Origin of the sequence: Mycobacterium asiaticum (genome assembly GCF_001668675.1) — a bacterium.
Classification (GTDB): domain Bacteria; phylum Actinomycetota; class Actinomycetes; order Mycobacteriales; family Mycobacteriaceae; genus Mycobacterium; species Mycobacterium asiaticum_D.
Genome location: NZ_LZKQ01000330.1, coordinates 1 through 16,560 on the forward strand (window position 1 = coordinate 1; position 16,560 = coordinate 16,560).

The following is a 16,560-nucleotide window of genomic DNA, read 5'->3' on the forward strand; positions in this document are numbered from 1 at the left end:
CCAGGCGACCCCGCCCGCCGGCCGCGGGGCGGCGCGGGGGCGCGGAGCTGGTTTTAAGCCCATTCTGCGTCTGCTCGCGCTATCGGGGTGACCCCTCGGGCCAGTAGGTTGACTGCAATGAGCTGGTGGACTGCCCGCGCCGAGCGGACGCTGAGCGAAGAGGTGCCCGCGGCGCCGGAGCGGGTGCGCGACTACTACGTCGACCTGGACAACCTCAGGCTTGTGCACCCGCTGATCGTTTCGGTCGAAGTGCTTTCGCGCACCGAGACGGCCGACGGCTACGAGCAGAGCTACCGCGTGGTGGACCGGATCCCACTGGGGCCGGTCACCATGAAGCTGACATACCGTGCGCGGCTGCATGTTCCGGCCCACGGCGACGTGCTGACCGAAGCCGACCAGTCACCGGGGGTGCGGCTGCGCGGGACGGTGAGCTTCACACCGATCGAGGGCGGCACCCGCATCACGGAACGGATCCGGTTCGAAGCGCCCCGCCCGCTGGGCGCGATCACCATCCGGGAGGCGGTCAAGGCGCATGCCAAGATGCTCTACGGCATCCGGCGGCATTTCGAATCACGCTGAGCTACCGGGCGTTCCACTCCGAGTTCAGGGCCCGATCCGACAGGTACTTCGTGGAGCTCCAGCCACCGTCGACGACGATGGTCTGCCCGTTGATGAACGCGCCCCCGGGCGAGCACAAGAACGCCACCGTGCTGGCGACATCCTCGACGGTGCCCAGGCGTTGATGCGGGGTCATCTCGGTGTTGATCCGCCGGAATCGCTCGTCGGCCAGCCGGTGTTCGGTCATGGCGGTCTGGATAACCCCGGGAGCCACGGCGTTGCAACGGATTCCCTGTGCGCCGTACTGGCAGGCGATATGGGTGGTCATCGCGGTCAGTCCGCCTTTGGCGGCCGAGTAGGCACCGCCGCGCATGCCGCCGACGACGGCGAAGGTCGAGGTGATGTTGATGATGGCCGATCCGGGCTGCAGATGCGGCAGCACCTCGCGGATGAGCCGGAACGGCGCACGCAGCATCAATCCGAGGAAATGGTCCAGGGATTCGTCGTCGGTCTCGTGCAACGGTTTGGGGCTACCCACGCCGGCGGTGTTGACCAGGAAGTCGATGCGGCCCCAACGGGCCAGGGCGGCCTCGGTAATCCGCTTGGGCGCCGTGTCGTCGGTGAGATCGGCAGCGTGGGTTGCCACCCGCTGCGGATCGCCGATCGCCTCGGCCAGCGCGTCGAGCCTGGTTTGGTCGCGCCCGGTGGCAAAAACCGCGATACCGGAGTCGGCAAGCTTTGCCGCGCAACCGGATCCGATGCCGCCGGTCGCCCCGGTCACAATTGCTACCTGCATGTCATTGCCCTGCCTCTTCCAGCGTCGCCTTGATCCGGTGCTTGAGCACCTTGCCGGCATCGTTCTTCGGGAGGGCATTCCAGATGACCACCTGCTCGGGCGCTTTGAAGCGGGCAACGCCGGCGCTCTCCAGGAAGGCGCGCAGCACGGCGACATCGGGTGCCGCCGTGCCGGCCGGCACCACCACCGCGCACGCCCGCTCACCGGTACGGGCATCGGGCAGGCCAACCACGGCGACCTCGGCCACATCGGGATGGCTCATCAGGACGTCCTCGACCTCCTTCGGGGAGATGTTCTCACCATTGCGGATGATGATGTCCTTGGCTCGCCCGGTAACGACGAGGTAGTCACCGTCGACCCAGCGCGCCAGGTCGCCGGTGCGGAAGTAGCCTTCGGTGTCGAATGACCCCTCCTCGTCCTCCCGATGTAGGTAACCGACCAGCATTTGGGGTCCGCGCACCCGGATCTCACCGTCGACCAGCTTGACCGCAGCCACACCGACGCGGCCGTCGGTGTCACAGGCGTGCTCGCGGTGGCCCGGGGAGCCGATCGTCGTCACCGGCACCTCGGTGGAGCCGTACACGCGCGTCACCACCGCTGACTCGAAATACGCTGCCGCTGAACGTATCAGCGACGGCGAGACCGAGGCGCCGCCGCAAATGAACACCTTCAGATCCGGCAACCGGGTACCGGCACGCTGTGCCGCCAATAGCAGTTGCGTCAGGAACGGTGTCGCGCCGGCCATGTGGGTGCAGTGTTCGGCCGTCATCAGGCGGACCGCGTCGCCGGCGTTCCAGCGCTCCATCAACACCGCGGTGGTGGCGAGCAGGAACGGCGCCTCGAAGGCGTAGATGGAACCGCCGATGTGAGCTATCGGTGAGGCGACCAGGAACGAGTCGCCCGGCTCGACCAGCCAATGCTCGCGTATCTGGCGCAGCAGCGCATGGATGGAGTTATGGCTGTGCAGAACTCCTTTGGGCCGGCCCGTGGTGCCTGAGGTGTAGAGGATCATGCGCACCGCATCGGGATCCAGTGTGGGCAGCGGGGCGGCCACTCCGGCGCTGTCGCTGACCGCGTCGAATGGCGTCTGGCGCGGGTCGCAATCTCCCCGCAGCACAATCACTTCCGGTGGCGACTCCAATTGCGCGGTGACCCGCCTCAGCATGGCGGGGTAGTCGTACCCGCCGAAGCCGGCCGGAACGAAGATGATTCGGCTGTCGGCATCCTCCAGGATGAACCGCAGTTCCCGGTCGCGCAGCGACGGCAGGATCGGATTGGCGACCATGCCGGCCAGCGTGGTCGCCAGATAGATCACCGCGGCCTCGTGCCAGTTGGGCAGCATGAACGACACCACGCTGCTCGGTGGGACGCGCTCCAGCAACGCGCCGGCCAACGCGGCGGCCCGCCGGTGCAGATCGGCGCAGGTGATCCGAATATCGCCGTCGATCAACGCGACCCGGGTCGGGGTGTCCCGCACCGCCGCATCGACGGCGTCGGCCAGGGTGGTCTGGGTCCACCAGCCATGCGCGTAAGCCTCGGCGGCGTGCTCGTCGTCCCAACGAACCGATCGCCCGCCCTTGAGCTTTCTAGCCACGCACTCGTCGCATCGTCATCGAATGGCGGAACCGGGACGCCGGGTGGGTGTTGATCGTCACCTGGGCAACCTGGCCGTCGGAGGCACGGTAGGTGCGTTGCACCTGCAGCGCCGGCGTGCCCGGGTCGACGTCGAGACCAGCGGACAGCTCGCGCGTCAGCAACACGGCGACGATCTCCTGTTGCACCTCAACAATATTGAGCCCGAACAGGTCCTCGATCAACGGGAAGATGGGACCCTGGTGGCGCTGCAGCAACCTGCCCACCGCCGCGAATGCGCGGTTGATGTAGTACTCGGTGCGGCACAGCGCGGGGCCGGTGTCTTCGACGCCGTCGGTCTGCCGGAAGCCCCGCACCGTCAGCCACTGTTCGCCGATTCCCAGGCCGGTCCGAGCCGCGAGCTCGTCTTCGATGGTGACCATCGCGACCGATTCGATCGCGAACCGGGTATCGGTCGCGAATTCCAGCAGGTCATTGATCGACATGACGTGCTGAACATAGGAGTCCGCCGACGGCCGCGGCACCACCAGGGTGCCGGCACGCGGACGCGACGACACCAGGTTGTCGTCGCGCAACCGTCGCAGTGCCTCCCGGATCGTGTAGCGGCTGACCGCGAATCGTTCGCACAACTCGTGTTCGGTGGGCAGCTGGGACCCCACCGGGTAGACGCCGTCGACGATCTCCTTGCGCAGCGTGCGCGCCACCTGCAGGTAGCGGTGGTCGGCGACCTTGGCATCGGACAAGGCGGTGGCCCTTCAGGATTCCCGGTGCAGGGCCAAGACGCTGCCGTCGGCATCGGCCGAGACGTACAGTGTGCCGTCGGGTCCGGCGGCGATACCCGCGAACGGTCCCTGCGGTCCGGAGAACGGCGGCATGCCCCGCAGCGGTTTGGGGCTGACACCGGGCGGTGCGCCGACCGGCAGGTCCGTGGCAATGGTGCGCCGCCGGGCGCCGCCGGTCAGGTCGACGGAGACGAGTTCCTTGGTGCCCGCATCGACTACGTAGACCCGGCCGTCGAGCACCAACAGTCCCTGCGGCCGTTGCAGCCCCTCGATCAGTGGGGTGTTGTCGCCGACCCGCACCACGCGTCCGGCGCCGGCCTCGGAGACCAGGATCGTCCCCTCCGGTGTGACCGCGACGCCGATCGGTTCGGTCAGTCCCGTTGCCAACACTTCGACACCACCGGCGCCGATGCCCAGCACCCGCCCGGCACCCAGTTCGGCCACCACGAAGCGGCCCGGGCCGGCCACCGCCACGCCGTAGAGTTGGTCGAAACCCGTTGCCAGGAAATCGCTTTCGTTCGCCGCGGGCCGGTAGCGGGCTACCTCGCCATTGGAGGTCGTGACGATGAATTCGCCCGGCCCGGTGCTGGCCACCCCGCGCAAAAAGCCCGGGTAGCCAGGGCTGAACAGCATGCCGGCGGGACGCAGGGCGCCGTCGGCGCCCAGCACGTAGAAGTAGGTGCCGTCCGCGACGTAGAGGTTGCCGTCGGCGGCCACGGTCAGGTCCAGCGGCCAGTTCAACCCGCCGGGCAGCACCGGCTGGGTGCTGCCGTCACCGAGGATCTCGGTGATCTCGCCGGTGAAGTTGGACACGAACAGCCGCTCGCCGACGAAGGTCAGGTTGTCCAGCCCCGGGTTCAGATTGGCCAGCACGCTGCGCGCGCCGCTGCGCGGGTCGATGCGCAGTACCTGACCGCTGTGTACCTGCGTCGAGACGATCTGGCCCGCGGCGTCGAACTTCACCGCGTCGGGGACCCCGAGATCAGCGGCCACGCATTCCGGTTCGCCGCCCTCGGGGTCGATGCGCCAGATCTCGTTGGCGCCCATCACCGGGAAGTACAGCAGTCCATCGGGGCCCACCTCCATCGCGTTCGGCGACGGAACCTCGTCCAGCAGCACGCGCGGTGGCCCGCCGTTGCGGTCGAGCTCGAGCAGGCGACCGCCCGAGCGGCATTCTCCGATGAACAGCCGGCCCTGGTGCACCGTGATGCCGTTGGCGGACGGGACGTCGTCACGCAGCACTCGGGTGCGACCGGCGGGGTCGCGCACGCTGACCCGCCCGTCCATCACCTCGGTCGCATAGAGGTTGCCCGCCGCGTCGAACGCCACGTCGTCGGGAGCGATGATCTCACCGCCCTTGGCGCTGACCGTGTCGAGCCGGCCGGTCTCGGGGTCCAGCGCACTGATCTGGCTGCCGGTCACCTGTGCGATGTACACCCGCCCGTCCGGCCCGGTGCGCAGGCCGTTCGCCCCGAACAGGCGGCTGGGCTCGGTGAGTCGGGTCAGGGTCCAGCCTTCGGCGACGCCCGGGGGTCGTGCGGCGCGATAGCGAGCAGCCTCCACCGCTCGGACGATAGCAATCCTGCTTTGTCCAGACAATAGCCTCGACGAATAGCGTGTGCGGCCTTGACGTGCAGCCAGCCGGTGGAGAATCATGCTCTCTAATGAATGCACGTCATTATCTTGTCCGGACAAATAGGTGACACGCGATTTCTTGGGGCTGGCCGGGCGGGTCGTGGTGGTCGCCGGGGCCGCCGGGGGCGGGATTGGCACCACCGTCACGCGGACGGTCGCCGAGGCGGGGGCGACGGTGGTCGCGGTGAGCCGGGGCAAGGACAATCTCGATGAGCACGTGGGCCCGCTGATCGCCGATGGCCTGCCGGTGGTGCCGGTGGCTGCGGACGTGTCCACCGATGACGGCGTGAGCGCGGCCCTCGAGGCGGCATGCCGCGCCGACGGCGAGTTGTACGGCCTGGTCAATGTGGCGGGCGGGGCGGACCCGTCGACATGGATGCCGTCGACCCGGGTGACGCGCAGCGACTGGCGCGACCTGTTCAGCCGCAACCTCGAAACGATGTTCTTCATGAGCCAGGCGGTGGCCGCTAAATTGAAGCGCCGCAATCGGCCCGGCTCGATCGTGTCGATCTCCTCGATCAGTGGGATGAACACCGCGCCGTTCCACATCGCCTACGGCACCGCCAAAGCCGCGATCGTGGCCGTCACCCGCACCATGGCCGCGGAATTGGCGTGCGACGAGGGGGGTGCCATCCGGGTGAACGCTGTGGCTCCCGGCGTCACGGAGACACCTGCGTCGCGCACGTATACCGACGACGATCCCGAGCGTGACCGTCGTGCCATCGCGATGGGACGGCGCGGACGACCCGACGAGGTGGCCGGCGCGATCCTGTTCCTGCTGTCGGACCTGTCGACCTACATCACCGGCCAGACATTGCTGGTCGACGGCGGCCTGAATCTGAAGTGGGGACACCTGGGGGCCGACAACACGTCGTTGTTCCTGAAGGACGAGTCCTTCCGCGCCGCGATACAGCGTTGGGAGCAGCAGGAGGAAGAAAGCGGTGACTGACGATTTGACCGCCCCGGTGACGATCGGGGTCGAGGCCTACATCTCCGAGAAGTACGCCCGCGCCGAACGGGACAGGCTGTGGCGCAAGGTGTGGCAGCAGGTCGGGCGCGTCGAAGACCTGCCCAAGGTGGGCAGCTATCTGACCTACGACATTCTCGACGACTCGATCCTGGTGGTACGCACCGGTTCCGACACCTTCGCCGCACACCACAACGTCTGTGTGCACCGCGGCCGGCGCCTGGTGGACACCCCTGCGGGCGCCAAAAGCGCCTGCGGGCACAAGAAGTCGTTCGTCTGCGGGTTCCACGGCTGGACCTACGACCACGACGGCAATTGCATCCACATTCCCGAACGGGCGGACTGGCGGGGCGCGCTGACGCCGGAGAACACCCACCTGACCGGCGTGCAGGTGGACACCTGGGGCGGCTGGATCTGGATCAACATGGACCCCGCCGCGGAGCCGCTGCGCGACTACCTCGAACCCGCGGCCACCATGCTCGACCCGTTCAACCTGGCAGACATGCGCTGTAAGTGGCGCAAATGGCTGCATTTCCAGTGCAATTGGAAGGTCGCCATGGAGGCCTTCAACGAGACCTACCACGTCGCGACCACGCATCCGCAGTTCAACAAATTCGGTAACTTCCGCGGCTGGGCCGCCGCCCACGGCAAACACAGCAACATCGGCTACGACGCACCCAAGGACCTCGCCGAGACCAAGTCGAAGATCCGGCTCGGCACCGGGGCCGACGCGCGGGTGTCGACCGCCGAGATGCAGCTCTACACCTTGGAGGAGACCAACGCCACCACCACCCGGACGCTGGTGGACGCCGCGCTGCGGCTGGTCGACGAACTGCCCGAGGACGCGCCGGCGGACCAGGTGCTCAGCCACTGGCTCAGCTCGGCGCGCCGGGATGACGAAGCGCGCGGGGTGATCTGGCCGACCATCGACCCCGAGCACCTGGCCAACAGCGGGACGGCATGGCAGATCTTCCCGAACTTCCAGATTGGGCAGGGTCTGACCACCGCACTGTGCTACAGCGCCCGCCCGCACGGCTACGACCCGGACCAGTGCATCTTCGAAGCATCGTGCTACGAGCTGTACCCGAAAGATGAAGAACCGCAGACGGAGTGGGTCTACGCACCGCCCGACGACCCGAACTGGCGCAGTGTGCTGCCGCAGGACTTCTCCAACATGGCCGCCGTTCAGCAGGGGATGAAGTCGCTGGGCTTCCGCGGTCCCAAACCCAACCCCTACATGGAGCGCAGCACCGCGAACCTGCACCGCAATCTTGCCGAGTACATGGGGACGGGAGCCCCGCGGCAACTGGCTTCCGAATTGGAGAGAGAGACGGAGACGCAACAATGAAGGTCAATCTTGGGTTCGGAGCGCACAACTCCAAGGACTGGGATCGGGTGCTGGCCGAGGACTTCAGCCGCCCGCCCGCGACGGCGGACTGGGAGTGCGTGCAGGGCACGCTCGCGATCGCCGATCTGGCCGAACCGCTGGGGTTCGACGGCGTGTGGATGCCCGAGCACTGCGGGACGCCGTATGGCATGACACCCAACCCGATTCAGGCGCTGAGCTATTTCGCCGGGCGCACCGAACGGATCAGCCTGGGCACGTTTGTGGTGGTCGCACCCTGGTGGCACCCGGTCCGGCTGGCCCACCAGATCGCCTATCTCGACATCCTGTCCAACGGCCGCTACGACACCATCGGGATCGGCCGGGGAGTGTCGAAGGGCGAATTCGACGCGGTCGGCGTCCCGCGCGAGGAGAGCCGGCAACGTTTCAACGAGACCCTGGACGTCCTGCAGCTGGCGTTCTCCGGCGAGCGGTTCTCCTACGACGGCGAGATCTTCAAGGTGCCGGAAATGTCGCTGCGTCCCGAACCGCGCAGCGGCGACCTGTTCTCGCGCATCTACAGCTCGTCGTCCACGGCGGAGTCGCTCGAGATTCTGTCCCGCCGCGGCATGGTGCCACTGTTCGTGGGCAACAAGCCCATCGAGGACGCCGGGCGGGAAGTGCAGAAGGTCAACACCTTCCGTCAGGAGGAGGGACTGCCGCCGTGCCAGCCGAAGAATGTCATGTTCATGTACTGCACGGCCGACCCGGAGGACGCGGCCAGATCCGAGGAGTGGATCTGGACGGCGAACCGAGACGTCACGGTCCACTACGGTTTCGCGGACGCCTCGAACTTCAAGGGCGTCAAGGGATATGAGGCCTATGCGGCCCGGGAGGCCACGGCGACAGCGGTTTTGGCATCCTCGGTCTCGGGAGATGCGAAAGGGCCGTCGAAGACCCCGGGTTACCATGCCTCCAATCTGCTGATCGGCACGCCGGAGGAGATCTTCACCCGCATCAAAGCGGCCCAGGAGGCCTGCTCGTTCTGTGAGCTGACGATCGTCCCGCAGTTCGGCACCATGCCGTACGAGGATGCGATGGCCAGCACACGATTGTTCGCCAACGAGGTGTTGCCCGCCGTGCAGAAAATGGACGCGCCGCTGCATCCCGCCGCTCTTCCGGAGAACGCCCTGGCATGACTGGAATTTCCGACTGCCCCCCGACGACGACGCCGGACGACATCGACATCGAGGCGCTGCGGGAGAAGTACCGCCTGGAACGCGGAAAACGGCTGCGCCCGGAGGGTTCCAAGCAGTACATCGAACTCGCCGACGAATTCGCGGACTACTACGAGACCGACCCCCACTCGCCGCCGCTGATCCGGGATCCGATCTCGGCGGACATCGACGTCGCGGTGCTCGGCGGTGGCTTCGGCGGTCTGCTGTGTGCGGCATACCTGAAGAAGGCAGGCGTCGAGGACGTCCGGATCATCGAGCTGGGTGGCGACTTCGGCGGGGTGTGGTACTGGAACCGCTATCCCGGGCTGCAGTGCGACAACGAATCATATTGCTACATACCGCTGCTGGAGGAGCTCAACTACATACCGAGCAAGAAGTTCGCCGACGGGACCGAGATATACGAACACTGCCGCCGGATCGGAAAGCATTACGGGCTCTACGATTCCGCCATCTTTTCGACCCAGGTGCGGGCCCTGCACTGGAACGACGAGATCAACCGGTGGCGGGTCCGCACCAACCGGGACGACGACATCCGGGCCCGATTCGTAGTAATGGCGTCCGGTCCGTTCCACCGGCCCAAGCTGCCGGGCATCCCGGGCATCAAGAACTTCCGCGGGCACAGCTTCCACTCGTCGCGCTGGGACTACGCCTACACCGGAGGCGACAGCAATGGCGGGATGCACAAGCTGGCCGACAAGCGGGTCGCCGTGGTGGGCACCGGCGCGACGGCGGTTCAGATCGTGCCGTTCCTCGGCCGGGATGCCAAGCACCTCTACGTCTTCCAGCGCACACCGTCCTCGGTCGGGGCGCGCAACAACAGGCCGACGGACCCCGAGTGGGCGAAGTCGCTGCAGCCGGGCTGGCAGAAGGAACGCCAGCGCAACTTCCACTCCTGGACGTTTGAGGGCATGGCGCCCGGCCAGCCCGACTACGTGTGCGACTTCTGGACCGAACTCGGCCGCAACACCGCGGCCCGGGTCCTCGAGCTCGACGATCCTGCGTCGATGACCCCCGAGCAGTTCATGGCCATCAACGAGGAAGAGGACTACAAGCTGATGGAGCGGCTGCGGCGCCGCATCGAAAGCATTGTCGACGACCCCGCGACCGCCGAAGCGCTCAAGCCCTACTACCGATTTTTGTGCAAGAGGCCGTGCACCAACGACGACTACCTGCCCACCTTCAACCGGCCGAACGTCACGCTGGTCGATGTGTCGTCGACCAAGGGCATCGAACGGGCCACCGAGAAGGGCTTGATCGCCAACGGCATTGAGTACGAACTCGATTGCATCATCTACGCCAGTGGCTTCGAGATCTCGACCGAGATCAGCCGCCGGTACTCGATCGACGCGATCGAGGGCCGCGGTGGCCGTTCGCTTTTCGATTATTGGCACGACGGATACCAAACCCTGCACGGGATGACCAGCCGAGGCTTTCCCAACCAGTTCTATACGGGATTCACCCAGGTTGGCATCTCCGCGAACATCGCCGCGAACTACGAGTTGCAGGGCGAGCACATCGCGTACATCATCGCCGAAGCCCTGCGGCGCGGGGCCGAGACCGTCGAGCCTTCGCAGGAAGCGCAGGACCAGTGGTGTAGAACCATCAGGGACACCGCGATCGACAACACCGCGTTCATCGGGGAATGCACGCCGGGCTATTACAACAACGAGGGTGGCGGCGGAGGCGAAGGTATCCGGTTTTACCTTGGCGAACCCTATGGGCCGGGCTTCTACGCCTTCGGTGACCTGCTCGCCGAGTGGCGGGCCAAAGGCGATCTGGACGGGCTCGAATTGGAATGACCGAACGAAGATTCGACAACCGGGTCGCCGTGGTGAGCGGGGCCGGCCGCGGGCTGGGCCGCGCCTACGCGCTGATGCTGGCGGCCCGGGGCGCCAGAGTGGTCGTCAACGACACCGGTAGCACACTGACCGGAGATGGTGCGGATCCGGGTCCGGCGCACGAGGTGGTAGCCGAAATAGCTGCGGGCGGAGGAGAAGCCGTCGCCTGTGCCGAATCGGTGACCACCCCGGCGGGGGGCCGCGCGATCATCGAGTCCGCCCTCGACCATTTCGGGCGCCTCGACATCCTGATCCACAACGCCGGCACCGTGCGGCGCTCGTCGTTGAGGGAGATGAGCTATGCCGACTTCGACGACGTGCTCGACGTGCACCTGCGCGGCGCGTTCCATGTGGTGCGACCGGCCTTTCCGGTCATGTGCGATGCCGGCTACGGCCGGATCGTCCTGACGTCGTCGATTGGCGGGCTGTACGGCAACCACGGGGTCGCCAACTATGCGGCGGCGAAGGCCGGGCTGGTGGGCCTGGCCAACGTGGTCGCTCTCGAGGGTGCCGCCGACGGCGTGTTGTGCAATGTCATCGTGCCGTCGGCAGTGACCAGAATGGCCGAGGGACTGGATATTTCGGCGTATCCGCCGATGGGCACCGACCTGGTGGCGCCGGTGGTGGGTATGCTGGCGCACGAGTCCTGCCCGGTCAACGGCGAGATGCTGATCGCCATCGCGGGCCGGGTCGCCAGGGCCGTGGTCGCCGAAAGCCCAGGGGTGCAGCGGTTGTCGTGGACGATCGAGGATGTCGCCGAACAGCTCTATGCCATCCGGGATCTGACGGCTCCGCTGGTCTTTCCGCCCGTCCCGAGCGGGCATGCCGACCACATCCGCTACAGCTTCGAGTCGGCGCAATGGGCCGGCCGGGACAGCGCATCACATGTCTAGCGCCGGGCCGCTGGCGGGCGTGCGCGTCGTCGACCTCACCGCGATGGTGATGGGACCCTACTGCACCCAGATCATGGCCGACATGGGCGCCGACGTGGTCAAAATCGAGCCGCCGCAAGGCGATGACACGCGGTACATCTCGGTGGGGCCGGCCCCCGGAATGAGCGGGGTATTCGTCAACGTCAACCGGGGTAAGCGCGGCATGGCCATCGACCTCAAGTCCGAAGCCGGCCGGACCGCGCTGCGCGCGCTGATCGAACGGGCCGACGTGTTCATCCACTCGATGCGCGCCAAGGCGATCGCCCGGCTCGGATTCAGCTACACCGATGTGGCCGCAATAAATCCGGCCATCGTCTACACCAACTGCTACGGGTACGGCCGCCGCGGACCCAACCGGGATCTGCCCGCCTACGACGACACGATCCAGGCCGCGTGTGGGCTGCCCTCGGTGCAGGAGCAGCTGACCGGCGAGGCCAACTTCGTCGGAACCATATTGGCCGACAAGGTCGCCGGGCTCACCGCGCTGTACGCGACGATGATGGCCTTGTTCCATCGCGAGCGCACCGGCGAGGGGCAGGAAGTTGAGATCGGCATGTTCGAGGCGATGGCGTCGTTCATGCTCGTCGAGCACGCCAACGGCGCCATGTTCGAGCCGCCCTTGGGGCCGGCGATCTACCCGCGCACGGTGGCGCCCAATCGGCGGCCGTACCGCACCAGCGACGGCTATATCGCCGCGCTGATCTACAACGACAAGCATTGGGCCGCATTCATCGATGCCGTCCGGCCGCCGTGGACCACTGACCTGTACGCCACGCTCGAGGGCAGGGCCCGCCAGATAGACACCGTGTACTCGCTACTGGCCGAGACCTTCGCCCAGCGCACCACCGATGAATGGTTGAAGCTGCTGCGCGAGCTGGAAATTCCGGCCTCGCCGATCTCCAGTCCGGCTGCGCTGTTCGACGATGAGCAACTAGACGCCGTCGGATTCTTTGAGACGGTCGACAGCCCGCACGGCCCGGTGCGGTTCCCGGGCGTGCCGGCCTGGTTCTCGCGTACGCCGGGCCACGTCGCGGGCCCCGCTCCCGAACTCGGCGCGCACACCGACGAGGTGCTCGACGAGCTGGGATTGCGCTCCGCCGAAGCAAATCCCGCCTGAGCTATCCGGCGGCGTACACCCGGTAGAAGTAGGGCAGGTTGTCCGGATCGCCATAGTCGACGCGCTTGAAGGCCTTGCTGATCGGGTTGGCATGGGCGCCGGTGCCGGGGTGGTAAACCGTCAGGGCGCCCAGGTGCTGGGCCAGGTGATCAGGCGTCTCGACCCAGACATATCCGGCATTGCGGACCATCACCTCGCCGACGTAGCAGCCGAACAGAAAAATCGACTCGGCCATGATGTCCGAGCCCGGTTCGCGGAACACTTCCAGCATGGCGTCGACATACTCGAGCGAGTCCGGGCTGTAGTCGAGATCGACGCCGGAGACGGTCCGCGCGGCATCGGCGGCGTGCCCGGCCAATTCGGGGGCCGCGGCCGGCGTCGGCAGGATCGGGAGGCGCAGGGCCCGACCGACCCACGGCGGCCCGGCGTCGGTCTTCGGCGGGATGTAGTCGCGGGTGGCCCGGGTAGGGGAAACAGCAGGAACAGCCTCAGAAACGGGTTCAGCGACGGCCTTATCGCGCCGGGAGAACCACCCCATTTTTCATTGCCTTCTGTTCGTCTTCCGCTATCCGCATCCACGATACGGGGCTGCCTGACTGATACTTTGATATATCTAATACATATATGTACATTCTGGCTGCGGCCGACTGCGCTGCTGACGTGAGACGGCGTTCGCCAAGACCAAGGCGGCGATCAACGCCGTGGCGCTGGCCGACCTCGAGCCCGCACTTCAACGGGAGACGACGGGTCAGGCCGAATTGGTGGGAACGAACGACTTCATCGAGGGCGCGACAGCGTTTCTGCAACGCCGTCCGGCCGCCTTCACCGGCACCTGAGCGGAACCGGTTCGCCGTCGCAAATCCGTTGCGCGTCTTCGGTATCCCGCGTGTCTTGACGAGTTTCCGGGTGCCTCGCCGCTAAACTTCCTCGGATCAAGAGGAGGGGCAGCGACGTATCGGCATCAAATACGGCGCCGGACGGCAAGGCGGTCAGGGCGCGCTGACAGCGAGCACTGAGCCGGGCGGAAACAACCCCGCACCGGCACTTTCTGCATCAAAACGTGCATCCAAGCGTGCGGCGAAACCCCGCTGGGTGGCGCCGGTGCGCCGGGTGGGCCGGCTGGCGGTCTGGGACCGGCCGGAGCGGCAAAACGGCATTCCCGCCCTGGATGGGCTGCGCGCCATCGCCGTTGCCTTGGTCCTGGTTGGGCACGGCGGCATCCCGGGTGTCGGCGGCGGCTTCATCGGTGTCGACGTCTTCTTCGTGCTGTCCGGGTTTCTGATCACCTCCCTGTTGCTCGACGAACTGGGGCGCTCCGGGCGCATCGACCTGACCGGGTTCTGGGTTCGCCGCGCCCGCCGGTTGCTACCGGCGCTGCTGCTGATGGTGCTCACCGTGGGAGTGGCCCGCGAGTTTTTGCCCTACCAGGCGCAGGACGGATTGCGCGGCGACGCGATCGCGGCGTTCCTGTGGGTGGCCAACTGGCGGTTCGTGGCCCAGCAGACCGACTACTTCACCCAGGGCGCCCCGCCCTCGCCACTGCAACACACCTGGTCTTTGGGTGTGGAAGAGCAGTATTACTTCGTCTGGCCGCTGCTGCTGATCGGTGTGACGCTGTTGCTGGCCGCGCGCGCCAAGCGCTACTTCGCCAAGATCACCGTGGGACACGTCCGGTTGGCCGCCTTCCTCATTGCCACCCTGGGCGCCCTGGCGTCGGCCGCCGCCGCGATCGTGTTCACCTCGGACACCACCCGCGACCGGATCTACTTCGGCACCGACACCCGTGCGCAGGCGTTGCTGGTCGGCGCCGCCGCGTCGGCTCTGCTGGTTCGGGACTGGCCGTCGCTGAACCGGGGCTGGTGTCTGATCCGCAGCCGATGGGGCCGGCGAATCGCCCGGGCGCTGCCGCTGGTGGGTCTGGCCGCGCTGGCCGCGATCACCCACTTCGCGACCGGCAGCGCCGGCGAGTTCCGCCACGGCCTACTGATCGCGGTGGCCATCGCCGCCGTCCTGGTGGTCGCTCCCGTCGCGCTCGAACAGCGTGGTGCGGTGGCCCGGGTGTTGGCCTGGGGCCCGCTGGTGTGGCTGGGCACCATTTCCTACGGCGTCTACCTCTGGCACTGGCCGATCTTCCTCGCGCTCAACGGCGAGCGTACCGGATGGTCGGGGCTGAGCCTGTTCGGCGCGCGCTGCGCCGCCACCGCCGTCGTGGCGGCGGTGTCCTGGTGGGCGATCGAACAGCCCATCCGGCGCTGGCGGCCGCAACGGGTGCCGCTCTTGCCGCTCGCCGCGGCGACCGTGGCCAGTGCCGCTGCGGCGACGATCATGGTGGTCCCGGTCGGCACGGGACTGCGCGAAGTCGGCCTGCCGCCAGGCGTGTCGGCGGTGGCCGCGGTGTCCCCGTCGCCGCCGGGCGCCGTCCTGGCGCCGCCACCCGGGCCGCGAGACCCCAACCAGCCGTTCACCGTTTCGGTGTTCGGCGATTCGATCGGGTGGACGATGATGCACTACCTGCCGCCGACGCCTGGCTTCAAATTCCTCGACCACACCGTCATCGGCTGCAGCCTCGTGCGCGGCACGCCGTACCGGTACATCGGTCAAACCCTGGAGCAGCGACCGGAATGCGACGGCTGGCCGGGCCGCTGGGCGACACAGATCAGCCAGGACCGCCCAGACGTCGCGCTGCTCGTCATCGGCCGCTGGGAGACCGTTGACCGGGTCAACGAAGGCAAGTGGACCCACATCGGCGACCCCACCTTCGATGCCTACCTCGAATTCGAGTTGAACCGCGCGCTGGACATCGTGGGCTCCACCGGCGTGCGCGTCATGGTCGCCACCGTGCCCTACAGCCGGGGCGGCGAGAAGCCCGACGGCCGGCTGTACCCCGAGGACCAGCCCGATCGGGTCAACCAGTGGAACACCATGCTGCGCAACGCGATTGCCCGGCGCCCCAACGTCGGGATCGTGGATCTAAACAAAAAGCTGTGCCCCGACGGCGTTTACACCGCGAAGGTCGACGGCATCAAGGTGCGCAGCGACGGCGTTCACCTCACCCCGGAAGGGGTGAAATGGCTGTTGCCGTGGCTGGAGGAGTCAGTGCGATAACCAAGTGGGCCTAGGCGCCTGTCCAGCAGCTGAGTTCCATGCTGTCGCTGGACCGTGCGGGGAAGTTGAAGCTCACGTAGCCATTGTCCGGATTCCGGACGTGGTCCAGATAGCTGCGGGTGTCCGCGGCCTCGGTGTTGTCCGCGATGACCAGCGCCCCGGGTGACAGCGACGGCTCGAGCAGCTGAATCACCTCCAGGTACAGGTCTTTCCAGCCGTCCAGCAAGACAAAATCGATCGGTCCGCCCAACTCGGCCAGGGTGACCAGTGCATCACCCTCCAGGATCGTGATGACGTCGTCGAGCCCGGTGTCGGCGAATGTCTGCTTCGCCGCGGCGATCTTGGTGTCACTGAGTTCGGTGGTGACGACTCGACCGGTGCCGTTGTCTTGCACCCCGGCGGCCAAATGGAGCGCCGAAATGCCGAACGACATGCCGAACTCGACGATCGTGCCGGGCCGGGTCGCGCGGACCAGCCCGTAGAGCAACCGCCCGGCTTCGGGCGTCACCGGGATGTAGAACTCGCTCATCGCTTCGGTGCGCTCCTGCACGGTCATCGGCCGGCTGAACTCGCCCTGTCTGTCCCGCAGCAGCGTCATCTGGTCCTGGGCGGCGGCGTACATCCGGTCGAGTGTCGAGGCGACCCTGGGGTGCTGCAATGTGTTGGCCATGATCA

Annotated in this window: 15 protein-coding genes; 9 read left to right on the plus strand and 6 right to left on the minus strand. The window is 67.0% G+C overall.

Annotated features, from left to right (window positions below; genetic code table 11):
• The first annotated feature begins 117 nt into the window (after positions 1-117).
• Positions 118-579, plus strand: a complete 462-nt coding sequence (locus tag A9X01_RS27205) for an SRPBCC family protein (protein WP_065123677.1) — start codon at positions 118-120, stop codon at positions 577-579.
• Position 580: 1 nt separating this feature from the next.
• Here the strand turns inward: A9X01_RS27205 and A9X01_RS27210 are convergent, their stop codons facing one another.
• The 4 genes from A9X01_RS27210 to A9X01_RS27225 are packed head-to-tail and all read right to left on the minus strand — an operon-like array spanning position 581 to position 5,310.
• Positions 581-1,354, minus strand: a complete 774-nt coding sequence (locus A9X01_RS27210) for an SDR family NAD(P)-dependent oxidoreductase (protein ID WP_065123678.1) — start codon at positions 1,352-1,354, stop codon at positions 581-583.
• A gap of 1 nt (position 1,355) precedes the next feature.
• Positions 1,356-2,948 carry an AMP-binding protein gene (locus tag A9X01_RS27215; protein ID WP_065123679.1) on the minus strand — a complete coding sequence of 531 codons (1,593 nt, stop codon included), beginning with the start codon at positions 2,946-2,948 and terminating at the stop codon, positions 1,356-1,358.
• Positions 2,941-3,690 carry a GntR family transcriptional regulator gene (locus A9X01_RS27220; protein WP_065123680.1) on the minus strand — a complete coding sequence of 250 codons (750 nt, stop codon included), beginning with the start codon at positions 3,688-3,690 and terminating at the stop codon, positions 2,941-2,943. Before A9X01_RS27220 ends, A9X01_RS27215 begins: the two co-directional genes overlap by 8 nt.
• 12 nt (positions 3,691-3,702) lie before the next feature.
• Entirely contained in the window at positions 3,703-5,310 is a 1,608-nt protein-coding gene (locus A9X01_RS27225) for an SMP-30/gluconolactonase/LRE family protein (RefSeq protein ID WP_065123724.1), read from the minus strand.
• A gap of 118 nt (positions 5,311-5,428) precedes the next feature.
• Between A9X01_RS27225 and A9X01_RS27230 the strand changes: the two genes are divergently transcribed.
• From A9X01_RS27230 to A9X01_RS27255, 6 genes are read left to right on the plus strand one after another with little or no spacing between them, the layout of a single operon-like run.
• Positions 5,429-6,313: an SDR family NAD(P)-dependent oxidoreductase gene (locus A9X01_RS27230; protein WP_065123681.1), complete on the plus strand. Its 885-nt coding sequence runs from the start codon at positions 5,429-5,431 to the stop codon at positions 6,311-6,313.
• A complete protein-coding gene (locus tag A9X01_RS27235) occupies positions 6,306-7,679 on the plus strand; it encodes an aromatic ring-hydroxylating oxygenase subunit alpha (RefSeq protein WP_065123682.1) in 1,374 nt (457 codons plus the stop codon). The genes A9X01_RS27230 and A9X01_RS27235 overlap by 8 nt, the downstream gene beginning before the upstream one ends.
• Positions 7,676-8,854, plus strand: coding sequence for an LLM class flavin-dependent oxidoreductase (locus tag A9X01_RS27240; RefSeq protein WP_065123683.1), 1,179 nt, complete (start codon positions 7,676-7,678; stop codon positions 8,852-8,854). The genes A9X01_RS27235 and A9X01_RS27240 overlap by 4 nt, the downstream gene beginning before the upstream one ends.
• The gene (locus tag A9X01_RS27245; protein ID WP_065123684.1) at positions 8,851-10,692 is read left to right on the plus strand and encodes a flavin-containing monooxygenase; all 1,842 of its coding nucleotides are present in this window, start codon (positions 8,851-8,853) and stop codon (positions 10,690-10,692) included. The genes A9X01_RS27240 and A9X01_RS27245 overlap by 4 nt, the downstream gene beginning before the upstream one ends.
• A complete protein-coding gene (locus tag A9X01_RS27250; RefSeq protein ID WP_065123685.1) occupies positions 10,689-11,624 on the plus strand; it encodes an SDR family NAD(P)-dependent oxidoreductase in 936 nt (311 codons plus the stop codon). Before A9X01_RS27245 ends, A9X01_RS27250 begins: the two co-directional genes overlap by 4 nt.
• Positions 11,617-12,780 carry a CaiB/BaiF CoA transferase family protein gene (locus A9X01_RS27255; RefSeq protein WP_065123686.1) on the plus strand — a complete coding sequence of 388 codons (1,164 nt, stop codon included), beginning with the start codon at positions 11,617-11,619 and terminating at the stop codon, positions 12,778-12,780. Before A9X01_RS27250 ends, A9X01_RS27255 begins: the two co-directional genes overlap by 8 nt.
• Before the next feature lies 1 nt (position 12,781).
• Here A9X01_RS27255 and A9X01_RS27260 read toward each other — a convergent pair whose 3' ends face one another.
• Positions 12,782-13,318, minus strand: a complete 537-nt coding sequence (locus A9X01_RS27260) for a hypothetical protein (RefSeq protein WP_253849431.1) — start codon at positions 13,316-13,318, stop codon at positions 12,782-12,784.
• 163 nt (positions 13,319-13,481) lie between these two features.
• On the opposite strand from A9X01_RS27260, the gene A9X01_RS31710 reads away from it, so the two are divergent.
• Entirely contained in the window at positions 13,482-13,616 is a 135-nt protein-coding gene (locus A9X01_RS31710) for a hypothetical protein (protein ID WP_436405314.1), read from the plus strand.
• A gap of 265 nt (positions 13,617-13,881) precedes the next feature.
• Positions 13,882-15,885, plus strand: a complete 2,004-nt coding sequence (locus A9X01_RS27265; protein WP_065123726.1) for an acyltransferase family protein — start codon at positions 13,882-13,884, stop codon at positions 15,883-15,885.
• Between the two features lie 10 nt (positions 15,886-15,895).
• Here the strand turns inward: A9X01_RS27265 and A9X01_RS27270 are convergent, their stop codons facing one another.
• Positions 15,896-16,555, minus strand: coding sequence for an O-methyltransferase (locus A9X01_RS27270; protein WP_065123727.1), 660 nt, complete (start codon positions 16,553-16,555; stop codon positions 15,896-15,898).
• Between the last annotated feature and the right edge of the window lie 5 nt (positions 16,556-16,560).